Source organism: Pantoea sp. SM3640 (genome assembly GCF_015654165.1).
GTDB lineage: Bacteria > Pseudomonadota > Gammaproteobacteria > Enterobacterales > Enterobacteriaceae > Pantoea > Pantoea vagans.
Genome location: NZ_CP064872.1, coordinates 1,824,861 through 1,842,617 on the forward strand (window position 1 = coordinate 1,824,861; position 17,757 = coordinate 1,842,617).

A 17,757-nucleotide genomic window follows, 5' to 3' on the forward strand; every position below is an offset into this window, starting at 1 on the left:
CTCAGGAGCCTGGCATCGCCAGGCCGCTGCCAATAAACCACGCCAGAAAGCCCACGCCCGCCACGATGATGGCGATCGGAAACAGAATTCCAATTCTCATATTCAACCTGCTGCAAACAGCGATTTCAGGGAGCGCGATCTTATCATGAGATCTGGAGGACTGCGCGGTGGGTTTTCAGCAGGGTGAAAAGCTGGAACTGGGTTGCCTCGTTCTCCTCACGCAGCACCTCGCCTTTTTTATAAATAATATGGTGCACATGGCCGAGCTGACGCCACACCACAATCGCCGAGGCGATCAGGGCGCAATGTTGCTCCGCCTGCACACACTCAATGGTGGCATAGTGTGTTTCATCCAGACCATTTACAAACACCTTTATCGCATCTGCAGGAAGTATCGCCCGGAGATCATCCAGCATCACCCGGCTGACTGACTGCGAAAGAAACAGTGTTAACCACTTCGTTGTCATTCCAATCCCTGTTCCCATCAATTTGCCCCAGTTTATACGACCTTGTCTGCGGTAAAGAAGGCTTCTTTGCCCTTTTGCCACCATACCAGTTTAAATGGCAGTCAGTTTAAAAGTGTGCTGCGCCACACAGCAAAACGATAAAAAAGTCAGAATAATAAGATACTTACCTTATTCATTGTCCGGTTATCTGACAACTGTGAAATTGTGATCCTTAACGTTAATAACGGGTAAATATTGCCACTCCGCTGCGGCTTCCGGCATTTATCCAAAGGCTGAGGGATTCCTGCAAAACGTAGACTGCCTGCTGAACGGAAGCTGACAGGTTTCCGACAGGCCTCAACCTAACCGGGAAATAACAATGAACAGCGCCATTATTGCAGGTATCTTCTGGCATTTTGTCGGTGCTGCCAGCGCCGCATGTTTTTACGCGCCTTTTAAACAGGTGAAAAGATGGTCATGGGAAACCATGTGGTCAATTGGCGGCCTGATGTCGTGGCTGATCCTGCCGTGGGCGGTCAGTGCCATTTTATTGCCAGACTTCAGGGCCTATTACAGCAGTTTTACGCTGTCGCAACTGACGCCGGTTTTTCTGTTTGGCGCGATGTGGGGCATAGGCAATATTAACTACGGCCTGACCATGCGTTACCTTGGCATGTCGATGGGGATCGGTATCGCGATTGGCATTACCCTGGTGGTGGGCACGCTGATGACGCCACTCTTGCAGGGCCGTTTTGGCGAACTGTTTGCTTCGGCAGGGGGCCGGTTAACCCTGCTGGGCGTGCTGGTGGCGCTGATTGGCGTTGGGATAGTGACGCGTGCCGGGCTATTGAAGGAGCGGGCGCTGGGGATAAACGCCGAAGAGTTTAACCTCAGAAAAGGACTGCTGCTCGCGGTGATGTGCGGCATTTTCTCAGCGGGTATGTCCTTTGCGATGGACGCGGCGAAACCGATGCATCAGGCCGCCGCTAATCTGGGCATCGATCCGCTCTATGTGGCTTTACCCAGCTACGTCATCATCATGGGCGGCGGGGCACTGGTGAATCTGGCCTTCTGTTTCTGGCGGCTGGCCACCCGGCCTGAGCTGTCAGTACGTAAGGATTTCTCTGTCGGAAAGTCGCTGCTGATTGCCAATACCGCTTTTCCGGTGCTCGGCGGCACCATGTGGTATCTGCAATTCTTCTTTTACGCCTGGGGCCATGCCCGCATCCCGGCGCAGTATGACTATGTCAGCTGGATGCTGCACATGAGCCTTTACGTCCTGTGTGGTGGGCTGGTAGGTCTGCTGATGAAAGAGTGGAAGTCAGCAGGGCGTCGCCCGGTGAGCGTGTTATCGATCGGCTGTGTGGTGATCATCATTGCCGCTAACATCGTCGGGCTGGGTATGGCGGCCTGAATGCGAATACAAAGACAGTGTCTTTATAAAGAAGGCCCTTAGAGTTAGCAGAATGGCGGTCAGATCGTGCCCGCTCAGGGAACACGGTCAGATCGGAAAGACGCAAAAGCTGCCATCCATGGCCTGCTCGTCCCGCGACGTCCTGTCGCGGGACGCTTTCCTCTTCTGGCCGTGTTCCCTGCGCTTTTTAGCATAATCATTGCTGCTAATAATTCATTGGGGGAATTTCAGTGCGCTAAATTGCTTGCCGGAAGGGTGTTGAGTGGGCCTCCAATACAGGCCCTTTTTAGTCAGACTCGGTACTTTTCAAAACCTGCCGTGGCGCAATAAATCGCTGACGCCATGCGCTGGGCGTTAAACCGGTATCGCGGGTGAAGACCACCGAGAAATAGTTACTGTCATCAAAGCCGCAGCGGGCGGCGACCTCACTAATCAGGCAATCCTGGGTGCGCAGCAGATATTTTGCCTGGCAGAGCTGCAACTGGCGCAGGTAATGACCAATGGTCATCCCGGTCTGCTGACGAAAAAGCTGCCGCAGCGCCCGCTCGCTGAGCTGATTCTGCTGACAAAACGCCGCCAGATCGAAGGGACGGGCAAGGGCACCCTGTAAGGCTGACATCAGCAGATCGAGCTGTTCCCCCTCCGGCAATGCCCAGGGACGATCGGCGGCGTAGCCATGGCGGCGCAGAATCAATGCCAGCTGTAAAAACAGTGCCTCAGAGAGCTGTACTGACAGCGGATCGCTTTTGCGGCTTTCACGCTCCAGCTGGCTGATAACGCCACGGGCCAGTGACATGCCGCGCGTGGTCAGACGCCAGCAGCCGGGCGTGTCCGGTCCCTGTTGAGGCAGCAGCTGATTCCAGTCAAGGCCAAGGCCAAAGCGGTCACGGCAGTAGAGGATATTATCCAGCACCAGATTGTTAACGCTATCGTAGCTATGGCAGTCACTGTCGCGGATATAAAAAACGTCGCCGCAGGTTATCAGCCAGGGACGATCATTGAGGACATGCAGGCCGTTACCGCGCCAGACAATCACGATTTCACTGAACTCGTGTTGATGGGGCGGAAAGGAGGGTTGGGGCATCCTTTCGGCAACCGCCACCGGTAAACTGGTAGCGGGAAAATAGTCATCCCGACTGAGTATCAATGCCATACGTTGCTCCTTTACAACATCTGCTGGCGCTCCGCTCGCGGTGCGCAGCCAAATTCGCGCCTGAACAGGGTTGAGAAATGGTTACTGTCACCAAATCCACACTGGAAGGCGATATCGGTAATTCGCATATCACTGTGACGCAGCAGATGACGAGCCTGTAACAGCCGCAAACGGTTCAGATAGCGCTGCGGCGTACTGCCGGTTTGCTGCTTCATCTGCCGATGCAGGGTTCGCAGTGACAGGGAGAAGCGATCAGCCAGTTCCTCCCAGACAATCTCGTCACTGTAATGGTCGCCAAGCCAGTCGAGCAGGCGATGCAATCGTGCTTCCTGATCCTGACTCTGCCCGTCAATACAGGCTTCCCGCAGCAACACCAGCAACTGCAAAAAGAGCTGTTCCTGGTGCGCCTGTTTCTCCAGCGACCAGGTATCATCCTGCTGCATCTTCGCTGTCACACTTAGCGCCTGCGCCATCACTTTATGATTGATACGCCAGTGAGAGGTGTATTGCCCGTCCTGATCGCAGGGCAACAAGGCCTGCAGCCCGGAGAGAAAGCGAAACGCGCCGGGACTGCGATAAAGCACATTGGTCAGGCAAAGATTTTCGGTCTGCTCATAGAGATGACGATCGTGATCGCGCACAAAGCAGACACAGCCCGCACACAGCGTCTGCGGCTGACCATTAAACACATGAATGCCGGAGCCTTGCTCCACCAGTACAATCTCATGAAAATCATGATGATGTTCCGGAAAAGCTGCCTGCGGTATGCGGGGTTCAATCGCTATCGCGTAATCGCCTTCGGGAAAAAAGTCTGCACTGTGCAATATGGTCATCGTCGTCTCTCGCTGCTTAACAAAACCGTAACGCAGTCTAATCAGGACGCCGTTACCTTACCTTGAATTTTCAGCTGGACTCAGCAGGAATCATGCTGATTTTTCAAGAAATCCCCGGCAGTTAACAGATTTGCGGCAGGGGTCACATCGCCTCTGCTGCCATCTCTGTGATCTCCCTCACGAAGTTCTTTGCCCATCTGCCAGCCACTTACGCCTGTTGGCATTCTGGGGAAGGTGACAACCAGGCAAGATTTTTACTCTGTGACCACTTAATCACAGGGAAAAGTCGCCATGACCAGGAGAAACATTGTTGCTATCGATCTCGGCGCATCCAGCGGACGGGTCATGCTCGCCAGCTGGGATGCCGCGCAGCGCCAGCTGGCACTGCGTGAGGTCCGGCGCTTTAAAAATAAGCGCCAGCGTCGTGCCGGTTATGACTGCTGGGATCTGGTTATGCTGGAGCAGGAGATACGCGCCGGGCTGGCTCAGTTAGATGATGAAGGCGTTGTCCCTGACAGTATCGGCATCGACACCTGGGGTGTTGATATGGTGTTGCTGGATGCAGAGGGTGAGCAGGTGGGTGAAGCGGTCAGCTATCGTGATGCGCGCACGCACGGCCTGATGGAGCAGGCGCAGCATGAGCTGAGCCGCAGCGCCATTTATGCCCGAACCGGCATTCAGTTTCTGCCGTTCAATACACTCTACCAGATGCGCGCTCTGCATCAGCAGCAGCCCGACTGGCAGGCCCGCGTGGCGCATGCGCTGATGATACCTGACTACCTGCATTATCGCCTGACCGGTAATCTCAACTGGGAATACACCAACGCGACCACCACGCAAATGCTCAATATTCACAGCGGTGAGTGGGATCGCGATTTGCTCGCCTGGGCGGGCGTTGACGCGCGGTGGTTCGGTCAGCCGCAGGCACCCGGCAATACCGTCGGTCACTGGATCAATCGCGCAGGCACGGCGGTTCCGGTGATTGCCGTCGCCACTCACGACACTGCCAGCGCAGTTCTTGCAACGCCGCTGATGCAGGACGACGCCGCTTATCTCAGTTCAGGAACCTGGTCGCTGATGGGCTTCGAAAGTCTGCAGCCCTATGCCTGCGATACGGCACTGCGCGCCAACATCACTAACGAAGGCGGCGCAGAGGGGTATCGCGTACTGAAAAACATCATGGGGCTGTGGCTGTTGCAGCGTATCTGCAGCGAACTGCAGATTGACGATCTCAGCATGCTGATTGAAGAGACAGCCCGTCAGCCCGCCTGTGTTTCACTCATCAGTCCCAATGATGCGCGCTTTATCAATCCGGACAGCATGGTTAATGAGATTCAGAACGCCTGCGCAGAGCAGGGCATGCCGGTGCCCCAATCTGCCGCTGCGCTGGCTCGCTGCATATTTGACAGCCTGGCGCTGCTCTACCGTGAAGTCATTCAGGAGCTGGCTCAGTTGCGCGGCAAGCCTTTCAGCCAGTTGCACGTGGTGGGAGGCGGCAGCCAGAACCGCTTTCTTAATCAGCTCTGCGCCGATGCCTGCCAGATCCCGGTACTGGCAGGCCCGATTGAAGCCTCCACGCTGGGTAACGTTGGTTGCCAGCTGATTGCCCTGGGCGAACTGACCGATGTGGCTGATTTCCGCTGCAGCGTCATTAACAACTTCCCACTCGAAAAATTCGAACCGCAAACACACAGCGTCTTCAGTGCCAGTCAGGCACGCTTCGCGACGCTGAGTCAACCCGCTAAGGAACCCGCTTATGACTAAGCAGATTGAACAGGCTTTTGAACTGGCTAAACAACGCTACGCTGATAATGGGGTTGATGTTGAGCAGGCCATCCGCCAGCTGGACCGTATTCCGGTCTCCATGCACTGCTGGCAGGGTGATGATGTCCGGGGATTCGAGAACCCACAGGGCGCACTGACCGGCGGCATTCAGGCGACCGGCAACTACCCGGGACGGGCACGGAATGCCAGTGAACTACGCAGTGATATCGACAAAGCCATGTCGCTGATTCCTGGCGCTAAACGTCTGAACCTGCACGCTATCTACCTTGAAAGCGACAAGCCGGTGGACCGGGATGCCATTGAACCTGCCCATTTCGCCAACTGGGTCGCCTGGGCCAAAGAGAATAAGCTGGGCCTCGATTTTAACCCAAGCTGCTTCTCGCATCCAAAAAGCGCGGACGGCTTTACGCTGTCGCACAGTGATAAAACCGTCCGTCAGTTCTGGATCGACCACTGCAAAGCGAGTCGCCGTATCTCTGCCTCATTTGGTGAGCAGCTTGGCACCCCCTCAGTGATGAATATCTGGGTGCCGGACGGTATGAAAGATATCACTGTGGATCGGCTGGCCCCGCGTGAGCGCCTGATGAGTGCGCTGGATGAAGTCATCTCAGAAAAACTCAATCCGCAGCATCATATCGATGCGGTTGAGAGCAAGCTTTTTGGCATAGGCGCTGAGAGCTTCACCGTAGGCTCTAACGAGTTTTATCTCGGCTATGCCGCCAGTCGCCAGACGGCGCTTTGCCTGGATGCAGGGCATTTCCATCCAACCGAAGTGATCTCCGACAAAATTTCCGCCGCCATGCTCTATGTGCCGCGCCTGCTGCTGCACGTCAGCCGTCCGGTGCGCTGGGACAGCGACCATGTTGTGCTGCTGGATGATGAAACCCAGGCTATCGCCAGTGAGATCGTCCGTCATCAGCTGTTCGACAAAGTGCACATTGGCCTCGACTTCTTCGACGCCTCAATTAACCGGATTGCCGCCTGGGTTATTGGCACCCGTAACACCAAAAAAGCGCTGCTGCGTGCCTTGCTGGAGCCAACCGACCGCTTACGCCAGGCCGAGAACAGTGGCGATTACACCGCGCGGCTTACCCTGCTGGAAGAGCAAAAATCACTGCCATGGCAGGCGGTCTGGGAAGCGTGGTGCCTGCGCCATGACGTCCCGGCTGATGCCAGCTGGTTAGGCGATGTCCGTCATTATGAACAACAGATCTTGAGCCAACGTTAAGGATTTCACTATGCAAAGCATTCTTTCTTCCGGGTTTGTTAAGGGAATGGTCAAAGCGACCAGCGACATGTGGCTGAAGGGCTGGGACGAGCGTAACGGCGGTAACGTCAGCCTCCGTCTGCTGGAGGAGGAGGTGAAACCCTTTGCCGCCGATTTCTATAAGGAACCGCGCTGCATTGAGCTGACCCAGCCTGCGCCAGCGCTGGCGAACGACTGGTTTCTGGTGACCGGGTCAGGAAAATTCATGCGTAACGTCCAGCTCGATCCGGCGGATTGTCTGGCGCTGCTGCAGGTCGATGACAAGGGACTTTCCTATAAAATTCACTGGGGCCTGTCGAATGGCGGTTTGCCGACCTCTGAGCTGGCATCACACTTTCAGTCTCATGCGGTACGTAAAGCCGTCAGCAAAGGCGCAGATCGGGTGATTATGCACTGCCATGCGACCAACTTTATGGCTCTGAGCTACGTGGTTGAGATGGACTCTGCCCGCTTTACCCGTTTGCTGTGGGAAGGCAGTACCGAATGTCTGGTGGTCTTCCCGGATGGCGTGGGTGTGCTGCCATGGATGGTTCCTGGCACCGATGAAATCGGTACGGCGACAGCCGGACAGATGCAGTCTCACACTCTGGTGATGTGGCCATTCCACGGCGTCTTTGGCACAGGCCCGACACTCGATGAAACCTTTGGTCTGATTGATACGGCGGAAAAATCGGCAGAAGTAATCGTCAAAGTACTGTCGATGGGCGGTATTCGCCAGAGCATCACCACCGAACAGCTGATCGCGCTGGGTGAGCGCTTTGGCGTTAAGCCGTGGCAACCGGCGCTGGATGTGGGCCCAGCCAATGCTGCGTAAAGCCTTTGTGATGCAGGTGAATGCCGACTGTCATGCAGAGTATGAACGTCGTCACTCCCCAATCTGGCCTGAACTGGCTGAGACGCTGAAGGCACATGGCGCGCACAACTATGCTATCTGGCTGGACGCAGAGCGGAATCTGCTGTTCGCCAGCGTTGAGATTGAATCTGAAGCACGCTGGGAAGCGGTGGCAAAAACGGAGGTGTGTCAGCGCTGGTGGGCGTCAATGAAAGATCTCATGCCGTCTAATGCAGATAACAGTCCTGTCAGTCAGCCGTTAAAACCGGTGTTTTTCCTGAACTAGATGAAGAAAAGGGCGGCAATGCCGCCCTGTTTTTCTAGCCTCTGGCCTGACACAAGCCGGTCAGCGTTGGCCACATGGCCATCAGCGTATCAATAATACCCTCAAGATCGTCACGCTCTGCGCCTTCACGGGCCCGCACCGACATACCCTGCAACATACAACCCAGATAACGTGATAGCGCAGGAATATTCACTGCTGCACTCAGTTCGCCACGCTGCTGGCGCGCCAGCAGAAAATCACTCAGCACATGCTCCTGCGACTGATGCTGCTGTTGCAGCATGGCGGCAATCTCTGCCGAAGCCGCCGACAGGGCTGTTGAGGTACAGATAAAGAAGCATCCGCCGGGAGAGTCGCGTTCGGTAAAACAGGCCGCAGTAGAGCGGAAATAGGCCTCAATGGCCCGATCCACCGGTAACTGATCATCGCCTAATGCTGCTTCACGCCATGCGCTGAACTTCTCTACATAACGCCCCATCGCTGCGCGAAACAATCCCTCTTTATTCACAAACTCTGCGTAGAGGGTTGGCGCTTTTGCGCCAGTGGCGGCAACCAGATCGGCGAGAGAGGTTCCCTCGTAACCGTGTGTCCAGAACAGGGTCAGAGCTTTATCGAGCGCAGCTTCGCGATCGAACACTTTGGGTCGGCCGCGGCATTTCTTTACATCGCAATCCTGAACCTGACTCATACACCCTCACAGACAGTAAAACATCCTATTAAATTACCGATCATTATAAAAATGTGCAAGGCCCACTGGAAATGTCAGCCGCAAGCGTTGTCATTTTGTGCGCCAGCGCATTTTTACCGCCCCTATGGTTAAGTCATAAAAGGGGCGGAAGCCCATAATCACGCCACTTCGCGAATAAAATAACGCTCATTAAATAAATATTGACGACGAACCAGATCGGGGTCTATTATTTATTTAACGGTCGTTAACTAAATAGCGACAACCCAATTCAGTCACACCGAATTCAAATACCGGACAGAGAGAATATTATGAAAACCATCAAAACCACCCTGGCAGCACTGGCGCTTACTACCCTGGCTTTTGGCGCATCTGCCGCTGATCTCGTCACCAGCGAACCGGCTAATCAGCAGCCCGTTGGCACCATCTCAGTACTGGGTGGCACCAACCTGAGTTCTGTTGAAGCACAGCTGAGTGCCAAAGCGGATGAAGCCGGTGCGAAATCATTCCGCATCACTTCAACCAGCGGTCAGAACAAACTGCACGGCACGGCTGTGATCTATCAGTAACAGGCAGTTCATCAGATAATGTGAGAAGGGGTTCGTTATGAAACGTATCAATATGATGGTGGCGGCGGCGGTGCTAAGTAGCCTCTCCTTTGCCAGCGTGGCGGCCCAACAGGTGAGCAGCACCCCGTTGGATCAGCAAAAAATCGGTGTCATCAGCGCAACGGGCAGTACGAATCTGACCTCGCTGGAGCAGCAATTGTCAGAGAAGGCCAGCGATGTCGGCGCAAAGTCTTTCCGCATCACTTCGACCTCTGGCAGCAACAACCTGCATGGCACAGCCATTCTTTATAAGTAACAGGCGCTATAAATAATCATAAACAGGCTTCAGATAAACCCACTTATCTGAAGCCTTTTTTATTTGGTACGGCGCTGATTATCCGTTGCTGCGTAACTGCGGATAGCGTCGGAAAATATAAACACACCACAGCAATGCCACCAGACCAATCATCCCGCCGACGTTCCCCACTTCCGCCATGCTCAGATGGAGACTGACCTGATTACCCAGCAGCGCGCCCGCGCCAATACCAATATTGTAGATGCCGGACATCAGGGACATCGCGACATCCGTGGCATCCGGTGCCAGCGAGAGCACCCGCACCTGCATACCCAGCCCGATCATCATCATCGCCACTCCCCAGACAACGCACAGCGTGGAGATAGCGGCAGGGCGAACGGCGGCAAAAATCAGCAGGCCCATGCAAAGGGTGATCAGCGCAATGGCGGCAATCAGCAGGGCGGAAGGGAATTTGTTACCCAGCGTACTGAAGAGCAGGCTGCCGACAATGCCCGCTGAACCAAACAGCAGCAGCAGCAGGGTTGTGAAATTGCCGCTGGAGTGGGCGACGGTCTGCATAAATGGCTCGATATAGCTGTAGGCGGTGTAATGCGCGGTCACCACCAGCGTCACCAGCAGATACATGCTGACCAGCGCCGGACGGCGAAACAGCATCGGCACACTGCTCAGCGAGCCGGTATGCTCACTTGGCAGGCGCGGCAGAATACGCACCAGCATGATCATCAGCACCAGTGCCGACAGACCAATCGCGCCGAAAGTGGTGCGCCAGCCAAGATACTGTCCCACCACGCGGCCAATCGGCACGCCCAGCACCATCGCCAGCGCGGTACCGGTCGCCAGCATACTCAGCGCCTGGGTTTTCTTACCCGCCGGGGCAACACGAATCGCCAGCGAGGCGGTGATCGACCAGAACACCGCATGAGACAGAGCGATGCCGACGCGCGACACCATCAGCGACCGGAAATCCCAGGCGACGGTTGAAAGCACGTGGCTGACGATAAATATCAGGAACAGCACGCCCAGCAGCAGCCGTCGCTCAATATTGCGGGTCAGCAGCATCAGCGGCAGTGAAAGCAGCGCGACGACCCAGGCGTAGATGGTCAGCATGATCCCGACATCAGCCGTCTGCATTGAAAAGTCAGCAGCAATATCAGATAACAGGCCAACCGGCACGAACTCGGTGGTATTGAAGACAAATGCGGCGATGGCCAGCAATACCACGCGTAGCCAGGCAGTTTTACGTGAAACAGTTGTTGGTTGCATGAGGAGTCAAGTCAGTCAGTACAGCGAAATCGGATGTGGCAGAAACATCCAGCGAAAGTGACCTGCGTCACAAATTACTGACCATTGTAGTGAATAAAGCGGGAAGCGAAACCTTATAAATGCCTTTTATTGCTGATTTTTTATTATCGCCCTGTGACAGGGCGATAGCCTGAGGTTATCGAGGGCGAAGCGGTGCAGACATCATTCAGAGCAGGGGTTTGCCCTCAGGCAGAATGTCATTGAACAGCACAGCGGAAAGCGTTTTACCTCCGTGCTGTCCAGTCGATTAACGCGATGGTGGAGTATGTTTCAGGGCCACGCTGAGCTGACTGGCCTGCGGGTCGCTGTGATTAAGCGGACAGCAGTTTTCGCAGCCGATGGCGCCCGCATAATATTTTTTTGCCTGCAGAATAGCGGCGTTCACATGATAAAAACTGCCCAGAAACAGTCGGTTATTCATGTCGGGAAGATGGGGGCAGCCCGCGGCAAGAACAACATGATTATCGTTATATCCCGATTGTTTATTAACGTAATAGTAGAGAGCCACAGGCGTTCCTTGTTGCCGTGTTAAAAGGCAAAGCAGATGAATTATTACAATAAAAAGGATTATAGCGGGAAAAGCACGTTTTGTTTGTTATGGATCTGAAGGGAATGTTCAGCGTGACAAGCAGCCAGACCCGCCGGAGAGGTCGGGGCCTGGCATGAGAAAAATCAGTCAGAGTCTTTTACTATGCAGACGCCAGGCAACCAGCAGCGCCAGGATTAACAGGACGCTGATAAACAGCGTGATTCCGCTCCAGCCAAAATTATGCCAGAACAGACCGCCCAGCGTGCCCGCTACGCTGGAACCCACGTAGTAGCTGAACAGATAGAGCGACGAAGCCTGCCCACGCGCCCGGCGTGCACGGGGACCAATCCAGCCGCTGGCGACCGCATGGGCGGCGAAAAAGCCGGCGGTGAACAGCATCATTCCGGGCAGAATCAGCCAGAGCGAGTCGAAGGCAGTGACCAGCAGACCCAGCAGCATGATGGCTGTCGCGCCCAGCATCACCGGCCCGCGTCCCAGGCGGCTGGTCAGCGCACCGGCTTTAGGTGAACTCCAGGAGCCGGTGAGATAGACCACCGACAACAGACCCACCACGGCCTGGCTGAGATGCCAGGGCGCATCCAGTAAACGGTAGCCGATATAGTTAAACAGGGTGACAAAGGCACCCATCAGCAGAAAACCTTCGGCAAACAGCCAGGGCAGGCCCGGATCGCGCCAGTGCAGCCGGAAGTTAATCAGCAGATTGCGCGGGCGCAGCGTAATAGGGCGGAAATGACGCGATGCAGGCAGGATTTTCCAGAACATCAGTGCTGAAGCCAGCGAAAAACAGCCAATCACCGCCACGGCGATGCGCCAGGATAAGAGGTCGGTCAGGACACCGCTTAACAGACGCCCGCTCATCCCGCCAATGGAGTTACCGCTGATATATAACCCCATCGAAAAGGCGACGACCCGCGCATCCATCTCCTCGCTCAGATAGGTCATACCGACCGCCGCAACACCGCTGAGCGACAGTCCCATCAGCGCCCGCATAATCAGAATGCCGTGCCAGCTGGTCATGGTGGCGGAGATCAGCGTGCAAATGGCCGCCAGCATCAGAGCGGTCACCATCACCGATTTTCGCCCGATGGCATCTGAGAGCGGCCCGGTCACCAGCAGGCCCAGCGCCATCAGGCCGGTAGAGATTGAGAGCGACAGACTGCTGGTCGCCGGAGAAACACCAAACTGCTGTGACAGCACCGGCAGAATAGGCTGCACACAGTAGAGCAGGGCAAAGGTCGCCAGCCCGGCAGAGAAAAGCGCCAGCGTGACGCGCATAAAAGCGGGTGTTCCCCGCCGGATATAACCTGCTGCGGCAACGGACGCCTGCGGTTCAGTCACCGCTTTCTCATCCACTGTTGCCTGTATTGAGCGACTCACACATCTTCCTCTTAGTCAGAAAACCTGTCGTCAGCTTAGGAAAGCGGCATTATGCTGTCTAATATATTAATAATCTCAAATAAGACGTTTAAAATATGAATATCGAACTGCGTCATTTGCGCTACTTCATTGCGGTGGCGGAAGAGCTCCATTTCGGGCGGGCGGCCCGGCGTCTGAATATTTCCCAGCCGCCGCTCAGTCAGCAGATTATTCAGCTGGAAGCGGAGACCGGCGCAAGGCTGTTCAATCGCACCAACCGCAGCGTGCAGCTTACCGCTGCCGGACAGCAACTGCTGAGTGATGCCCGCACGATAATCCTGCAGGTTGAGCAGGCCGCCGATCGTGCTGCCCGGCTGCATCGTGGTGAAGAGGGAGAGCTGCGTATCGGCTTTACCTCGTCGGCACCCTTTACCGCTGTCGTTTCTGATGCGCTCTTCCGGTTCCGACAGCGCTGGCCACAGGTGCATATTCAGATGCAGGAGATTAATACCCGCCAGCAGCTGGCCCCGTTACATGACGGACGGCTCGACCTCGGCGTGATGCGCAACACGCCGCTGCCCGCCGACCTGCGTCATCAGCTGCTGCTGAGCGAGCCGCTCTATGCCGTGGTCCACAAGGCGCATCCGCTGGCTGAGGCTGAAAAGATCTCTGTGACGGCGCTGGCGGCTGAACCCTTTGTCTTTTTCGATCCTCAGGGCGGAACCGCGCTCTATAGCGACATTCTGGCACTGCTGCACCGCTACCACATCAAGCCTTACATTACTCAGGAAGTCGGTGAAGCGATGACCATCCTGGGGCTGGTGGCAACCGGTTTAGGCGTTTCCATTCTGCCCGCCTCTTTTCGCCGGGCGCGGCTGGCCGATCTGGTCTGGCTGCCGTTAACGGAAGAGGATGCGATTTCAGAACTCTGGCTGGTCTGGTCAGCCGGACGCGAAATAAATGCACAGATGGAGAATATGATGACGTTGCTGCGGGAAAACCGGGTCTGAAGCGAGCGCGACATAGCATCAATCTGTGCGATAAATCACATTTCTAATCAAATATTTGACGCTGTCGCCTGATCTGCCTCACCATGGCGCATGTTTATTTAGAAGCGCGAAAATAACCGGGAGCAGGGTTGTGAATCCGGACAGTCAACCTGGCCACATTGACCAGATCAAGCAGACCAATGCAGGTGTCGTATATCGATTAATTGACCGTTACGGTCCCATTTCGCGTATCGAACTTTCCCGCCGTGCTCAGCTTGCTCCGGCCAGCATAACCAAAATTGTGCGTGAGATGCTGGATGCGCATCTGGTGCAGGAGACCGAGTTTCAGGATCCCGGCAGCCGTGGCCGTCCGGCGATTGGCCTGATACTGGATACCGACGCCTGGCACTATCTGGCGATTCGTCTGCATCGCGGTGCCATGACCTTTACGCTGCGCGATCTCAGCAGCCGTGAGCTGGCAGAAGAGCGTCTCCCGCTGCCCGATGAATCTGCTCAGCCCTTACTGACCTCGTTGATTGAACAGGTCGATGCTTTCTTTATTCGCCATCAGAAGAAGCTGGAACGTCTCACGGCCATCGCCATTACGCTGCCGGGGTTGATCAACGCTGCGTCAGGCGTGGTGCATCGGCTGCCGGGTTATCAGGTACGCGATATGCCGCTGGGCGATGCGCTGGCGGCGCGAACCGGCTTGCCGGTGTTTGTACAGCATGACATTTCAGCCTGGACGCTGGCGGAGTCGCTGTTTGGTGCTTCGCGCGGTGCCCAGGATGTGATTCAGATTGTGATTGATGAAACTGTGGGAGCTGGCGTCATCAGTGGCGGTCAGCTGCTGCATAAGAGCGGTCGGGCGCTGGTCGAGATTGGCCATACTCAGATTGACCCTTATGGCCAGCAGTGTTACTGCGGGAATCATGGTTGTCTGGAGACGGTAGCCAGCACTGGCAGTTTACTGGCGCTGGCGGCGCAGCGACTGCCTGCCCAGCCTGACAGCCTGCTCAATAACCAGCCGCTGACGCTTCAGTCACTGTGTGCGGCCGCGCAGTCGGGCGATCGTCTGGCGCGTGACACCATTGCCAGCGTCGGGCATCACGTTGGGCGGATTCTGGCAATGATGGTCAATATCTTCAATCCACAACATATTCTTATCGGTTCTCCTCTTAATGCCGCCGCTGATGTGCTGTTTCCCGCGGTAAGCAACACTATTCTGCAGCAGTCACTGCCTGCCTACAGCGCCGGCATTCAGCTGGCACCCACTGAATTCAGCGAGCCTGGAACGCTGGGCGGTGCCGCGCTGATCAAGGACGCACTCTACAACGGGCACCTGTTAGTGAAACTGTTGCAAGGTTAAGCAGACCTGAACTTGCGCTAACGCAATCCATTCTCATCCTTCATTCCTTAAAATGCCGTTTCGCAGCAAGGTTAATCACCGATTAACCGCAACGGTTCGAGAGGAGAAGTTGTGTGAACAGATTATTTGTTACCGGCACCGACACCGCAGTGGGCAAAACGGTGGTGTCCCGCGCGCTGTTACAAAGTTTTATCCAGACCGGACAGAAGGCTGTGGGCTACAAGCCCGTCGCGCGCTGTGCCATTAAAACCGCTGATGGCCTGCGTAACAAAGATGCACAGGTTCTGCAAAGTTCGTCATCTATCGACTTACCCTATCTGGCGATCAATCCGCTGGCTTTCCAGGAAGAGGAAATCTGCACACATCCGGGGCAGATTATCGATTACGGATTGCTGACCCGGGGATTAACCAGCCTGACGCAGCAGGCCGATCGCGTGGTTATTGAGGGCACAGGCGGCTGGCGCAGCCTGATGAATGACGGACGTCCGCTCTCCTGCTGGGTAGTTGAGCAACAGCTTCCGGTGGTGCTGGTGGTCGGCATCCAGTCGGGTTGTATCAGTCATGCTCTGCTGACGGCAGAGGCGATAGCGCGGGATGGACTGCCACTGGTGGGCTGGGTTGCGAATCGCATCAATCCGGGACTGGCACAATACAGCGACATTATTGAAGTGCTGCAGGAAAAAATTGCTGCGCCACTGCTGGGCGAACTGCCTTATCTGCCACGCGCTGAACAGCGCGATCTCACGTCCTGGGTCGATATTTCACTGCTGGAAAAGGATGCTTTGCACGCTGTGAGTGCAAAGATCGCCTGATTATGAAACAAAACAAATCAACTGGGTCCGGGGTGAGCCTAAAGTTTCAGGCTCATCCCGGACTGTCTGCAACTATTTCTGTTTAAATTTGAAAGACCTGGATCGACTGTCGCGAAACCCTGACGTCATGGCGCAGAAAATGCATTAACTCCGCTTATCACACAGAGCCGGAGCACCACCATGTCGCACTCGCACGAGAAAGGTTTGTTATATGGGCTTGAAGCCCGCATTGGCCCCGTCCCGGCGTTCTTCGCCGCGCTGCAACATCTGCTGGCCAGCGTGGTGGGCATTATCACACCACCGCTGATTATTGGCTCGGTTCTGGGATTGCAGGCCTATATTCCTTATCTGATTAGCATGTCGCTGTTCGTCTCCGGTTTAGGCACGTTTATGCAGGCCCGACGTTTTTATGGCGTTGGCGCGGGCATGATCTGTCTGCAGGGAACCAGTTTTGCATTTCTGGGGGTGATTCTCTCCGGTGGCCTGATGGTAAAAGGGCGTGGCGGCTCGCCGGAAGAGATTATGGCGATGCTGTTTGGCTGCAATCTGGTCGCGGCGCTGATCCCGGTTCTGATTAGTCGCTGCGTCGGCACGCTGCGCAAAGTGCTGACGCCGGTGGTGACCGGTACGGTCATTACCCTGATAGGCATCAGCCTGATTAAAGTCAGCATTACAGACTGGGCGGGTGGTCACAACGCCACAGATTTTGGCTCACCGGGGAATCTGGCGCTGGGCGCACTGACGCTGCTGGTGATCGTGGCGCTGAACCGCTCGCGTAACCGCTGGGCGCGACTGGTGGCGGTGGTGGCTGGCATCGCGGTGGGATGTATTGCAGCAGCCTTAACCGGTCATCTGCAACTCAGGGCCGCGCCGGAGAGCAGCTGGCTGGTGCTGCCTGCTTTCTTCCGGTTTGGTTTCGCCTTTGACTGGACCATTTTTCTGCCGATTGCGCTGGTGTCTGTGATTGCGGTGATTGAAGCGGTCGGGGATCTCACCGCTAACTGCCTGATTTCACAACAGCCGATTACCGGCAAACCTTTTCAGCAGCGGTTGCAGGGCGGCATTGTTGCCGATGGCCTGAGCTGCGTGCTGGCCGCGGTCTTTTCTGCCTTTCCTAACACCACGTTTGCGCAGAACAATGGCGTGATCCAGATGACCGGCGTTGCCAGTCGTTATGTCGGTATGCTGCTGGGGATTATGCTGGCGCTGCTGGGGCTCTTTCCCTATGTCGGGTCGCTGTTGCAGCAGATCCCGCCGCCCGTGCTGGGCGGAGCGACAGTGGTGATGTTTGGCAGTGTAGTCGCTGCCGGTATCCGGGTGATGACGCAGACACCGCTGGGCCGCCGCGAGATGCTGATTGTCGCGATCTCATTCGGGATTGGACTGGGTGTGGAAGCCGTGCCGGAGGTGCTGAAGCAGTTCCCGCCGTTGATTAACAATTTATTTGGTCACGCGGTGACGACCGGCGGCATTCTGGCGATTGTGCTCAATCTGGTGCTGCCAGATGAGGCACCTGCGGTGGACGAGGTTGAAGCGGAAACGCTGACTGGAAGTTAAAAGCAGATAATCAGGAAGTTTAGAAACACAGAAGGATCAATGTATTTCTTACAGACAACACAGAAATTAAAGCGATGGGAGCATACGCGTGTAGCAAAGCATCGCGGGCCAGGGATGGTCCGCGCTGAGCCCGCCAGGGATGGCGGGTTTTGCGTCTTTGCGGAGGGCGTATGCTCCCTGAGCCATTACCTGAAGCACCAGAAAGAATGGTCCGATGCAGCCAGTAAACTGATTCGCTTTAAGAGCGAGCCTGCGAAGGG

General features: G+C 55.7%; 19 protein-coding genes. 11 read left to right on the top strand and 8 right to left on the bottom strand.

Going from position 1 to position 17,757, the window contains the following annotated elements; all coding sequences use genetic code 11:
* Position 1 precedes the first annotated feature (1 nt).
* Together IV493_RS08410 and IV493_RS08415 are read right to left on the bottom strand one after the other, a co-directional pair.
* The gene (locus tag IV493_RS08410; RefSeq protein WP_008925225.1) at positions 2 to 100 is read right to left on the bottom strand and encodes a YoaK family small membrane protein; all 99 of its coding nucleotides are present in this window, start codon (positions 98 to 100) and stop codon (positions 2 to 4) included.
* 43 nt (positions 101 to 143) lie between these two features.
* Positions 144 to 467: a hypothetical protein gene (locus IV493_RS08415; RefSeq protein ID WP_013357928.1), complete on the bottom strand. Its 324-nt coding sequence runs from the start codon at positions 465 to 467 to the stop codon at positions 144 to 146.
* A gap of 358 nt (positions 468 to 825) precedes the next feature.
* Here IV493_RS08415 and rhaT point away from each other — a divergent pair, with 358 nt between their 5' ends.
* Positions 826 to 1,860: an L-rhamnose/proton symporter RhaT gene (gene rhaT / locus IV493_RS08420; protein ID WP_195858069.1), complete on the top strand. Its 1,035-nt coding sequence runs from the start codon at positions 826 to 828 to the stop codon at positions 1,858 to 1,860.
* Between the two features lie 286 nt (positions 1,861 to 2,146).
* Here the strand turns inward: rhaT and rhaR are convergent, their stop codons facing one another.
* Positions 2,147 to 3,013, bottom strand: a complete 867-nt coding sequence (gene rhaR / locus IV493_RS08425; RefSeq protein ID WP_107319756.1) for an HTH-type transcriptional activator RhaR — start codon at positions 3,011 to 3,013, stop codon at positions 2,147 to 2,149.
* 11 nt (positions 3,014 to 3,024) lie between these two features.
* Positions 3,025 to 3,846, bottom strand: a complete 822-nt coding sequence (gene rhaS / locus IV493_RS08430) for an HTH-type transcriptional activator RhaS (protein ID WP_013357925.1) — start codon at positions 3,844 to 3,846, stop codon at positions 3,025 to 3,027.
* 291 nt (positions 3,847 to 4,137) lie between these two features.
* On the opposite strand from rhaS, the gene rhaB reads away from it, so the two are divergent.
* From rhaB to rhaM, 4 genes are read left to right on the top strand one after another with little or no spacing between them, the layout of a single operon-like run.
* Positions 4,138 to 5,610 carry a rhamnulokinase gene (gene rhaB, locus IV493_RS08435; protein WP_195858070.1) on the top strand — a complete coding sequence of 491 codons (1,473 nt, stop codon included), beginning with the start codon at positions 4,138 to 4,140 and terminating at the stop codon, positions 5,608 to 5,610.
* Entirely contained in the window at positions 5,603 to 6,859 is a 1,257-nt protein-coding gene (locus IV493_RS08440; protein ID WP_195858071.1) for an L-rhamnose isomerase, read from the top strand. The genes rhaB and IV493_RS08440 overlap by 8 nt, the downstream gene beginning before the upstream one ends.
* Positions 6,860 to 6,869: 10 nt before the next feature.
* Positions 6,870 to 7,712 (top strand): rhamnulose-1-phosphate aldolase, encoded by an 843-nt coding sequence (gene rhaD, locus IV493_RS08445; RefSeq protein ID WP_195858072.1) that lies wholly within the window; start codon positions 6,870 to 6,872, stop codon positions 7,710 to 7,712.
* Positions 7,702 to 8,016 carry an L-rhamnose mutarotase gene (gene rhaM / locus IV493_RS08450; protein ID WP_041456867.1) on the top strand — a complete coding sequence of 105 codons (315 nt, stop codon included), beginning with the start codon at positions 7,702 to 7,704 and terminating at the stop codon, positions 8,014 to 8,016. The genes rhaD and rhaM overlap by 11 nt, the downstream gene beginning before the upstream one ends.
* Positions 8,017 to 8,050: 34 nt before the next feature.
* Here rhaM and IV493_RS08455 read toward each other — a convergent pair whose 3' ends face one another.
* Positions 8,051 to 8,701 (bottom strand): TetR/AcrR family transcriptional regulator, encoded by a 651-nt coding sequence (locus IV493_RS08455; RefSeq protein WP_147789204.1) that lies wholly within the window; start codon positions 8,699 to 8,701, stop codon positions 8,051 to 8,053.
* 308 nt (positions 8,702 to 9,009) lie between these two features.
* Between IV493_RS08455 and IV493_RS08460 the strand changes: the two genes are divergently transcribed.
* Together IV493_RS08460 and IV493_RS08465 are read left to right on the top strand one after the other, a co-directional pair.
* Positions 9,010 to 9,267: a DUF1471 domain-containing protein gene (locus IV493_RS08460; protein WP_013357919.1), complete on the top strand. Its 258-nt coding sequence runs from the start codon at positions 9,010 to 9,012 to the stop codon at positions 9,265 to 9,267.
* Between the two features lie 37 nt (positions 9,268 to 9,304).
* Entirely contained in the window at positions 9,305 to 9,562 is a 258-nt protein-coding gene (locus tag IV493_RS08465) for a YdgH/BhsA/McbA-like domain containing protein (protein WP_195858073.1), read from the top strand.
* Between the two features lie 78 nt (positions 9,563 to 9,640).
* Here IV493_RS08465 and IV493_RS08470 read toward each other — a convergent pair whose 3' ends face one another.
* The 3 genes from IV493_RS08470 to IV493_RS08480 form a co-directional block, all read right to left on the bottom strand.
* Entirely contained in the window at positions 9,641 to 10,825 is a 1,185-nt protein-coding gene (locus tag IV493_RS08470) for a sugar transporter (RefSeq protein WP_013357917.1), read from the bottom strand.
* Positions 10,826 to 11,111: 286 nt separating this feature from the next.
* Positions 11,112 to 11,372, bottom strand: a complete 261-nt coding sequence (locus tag IV493_RS08475; protein WP_195858074.1) for a hypothetical protein — start codon at positions 11,370 to 11,372, stop codon at positions 11,112 to 11,114.
* 168 nt (positions 11,373 to 11,540) lie between these two features.
* Entirely contained in the window at positions 11,541 to 12,791 is a 1,251-nt protein-coding gene (locus IV493_RS08480) for an MFS transporter (RefSeq protein ID WP_195858075.1), read from the bottom strand.
* 95 nt (positions 12,792 to 12,886) lie between these two features.
* Here IV493_RS08480 and IV493_RS08485 point away from each other — a divergent pair, with 95 nt between their 5' ends.
* From IV493_RS08485 to IV493_RS08500, 4 genes are all read left to right on the top strand, one after another.
* Complete coding sequence (locus tag IV493_RS08485) at positions 12,887 to 13,780, top strand: LysR family transcriptional regulator (RefSeq protein ID WP_013357914.1); 894 nt, start codon at positions 12,887 to 12,889, stop codon at positions 13,778 to 13,780.
* 130 nt (positions 13,781 to 13,910) lie between these two features.
* On the top strand, positions 13,911 to 15,128 hold the full coding sequence (locus IV493_RS08490; protein ID WP_013357913.1) for an ROK family transcriptional regulator: 1,218 nt from the start codon (positions 13,911 to 13,913) through the stop codon (positions 15,126 to 15,128).
* 113 nt (positions 15,129 to 15,241) lie between these two features.
* Entirely contained in the window at positions 15,242 to 15,940 is a 699-nt protein-coding gene (gene bioD / locus IV493_RS08495) for a dethiobiotin synthase (RefSeq protein ID WP_013357912.1), read from the top strand.
* A gap of 180 nt (positions 15,941 to 16,120) precedes the next feature.
* Positions 16,121 to 17,497, top strand: coding sequence for a nucleobase:cation symporter-2 family protein (locus IV493_RS08500; RefSeq protein WP_033783148.1), 1,377 nt, complete (start codon positions 16,121 to 16,123; stop codon positions 17,495 to 17,497).
* Positions 17,498 to 17,757: the final 260 nt, after the last annotated feature.

What these genes read in the sequence shown, in the direction of transcription:
- rhaM (WP_041456867.1), top strand. Translation starts at nt 7,702, where the DNA reads ATGCTGCGTAAAGCCTTTGTGATGCAGGTGAATGCCGACTGTCATGCA.
- rhaD (WP_195858072.1), top strand. Translation starts at nt 6,870, where the DNA reads ATGCAAAGCATTCTTTCTTCCGGGTTTGTTAAGGGAATGGTCAAAGCG.
- IV493_RS08460 (WP_013357919.1), top strand. Translation starts at nt 9,010, where the DNA reads ATGAAAACCATCAAAACCACCCTGGCAGCACTGGCGCTTACTACCCTG.
- rhaR (WP_107319756.1), bottom strand. Translation starts at nt 3,013, where the DNA reads ATGGCATTGATACTCAGTCGGGATGACTATTTTCCCGCTACCAGTTTA.
- IV493_RS08410 (WP_008925225.1), bottom strand. Translation starts at nt 100, where the DNA reads ATGAGAATTGGAATTCTGTTTCCGATCGCCATCATCGTGGCGGGCGTG.
- IV493_RS08465 (WP_195858073.1), top strand. Translation starts at nt 9,305, where the DNA reads ATGAAACGTATCAATATGATGGTGGCGGCGGCGGTGCTAAGTAGCCTC.
- rhaT (WP_195858069.1), top strand. Translation starts at nt 826, where the DNA reads ATGAACAGCGCCATTATTGCAGGTATCTTCTGGCATTTTGTCGGTGCT.
- IV493_RS08470 (WP_013357917.1), bottom strand. Translation starts at nt 10,825, where the DNA reads ATGCAACCAACAACTGTTTCACGTAAAACTGCCTGGCTACGCGTGGTA.
- IV493_RS08455 (WP_147789204.1), bottom strand. Translation starts at nt 8,701, where the DNA reads ATGAGTCAGGTTCAGGATTGCGATGTAAAGAAATGCCGCGGCCGACCC.
- IV493_RS08415 (WP_013357928.1), bottom strand. Translation starts at nt 467, where the DNA reads ATGACAACGAAGTGGTTAACACTGTTTCTTTCGCAGTCAGTCAGCCGG.
- rhaB (WP_195858070.1), top strand. Translation starts at nt 4,138, where the DNA reads ATGACCAGGAGAAACATTGTTGCTATCGATCTCGGCGCATCCAGCGGA.
- IV493_RS08440 (WP_195858071.1), top strand. Translation starts at nt 5,603, where the DNA reads ATGACTAAGCAGATTGAACAGGCTTTTGAACTGGCTAAACAACGCTAC.
- rhaS (WP_013357925.1), bottom strand. Translation starts at nt 3,846, where the DNA reads ATGACCATATTGCACAGTGCAGACTTTTTTCCCGAAGGCGATTACGCG.
- IV493_RS08485 (WP_013357914.1), top strand. Translation starts at nt 12,887, where the DNA reads ATGAATATCGAACTGCGTCATTTGCGCTACTTCATTGCGGTGGCGGAA.
- IV493_RS08500 (WP_033783148.1), top strand. Translation starts at nt 16,121, where the DNA reads ATGTCGCACTCGCACGAGAAAGGTTTGTTATATGGGCTTGAAGCCCGC.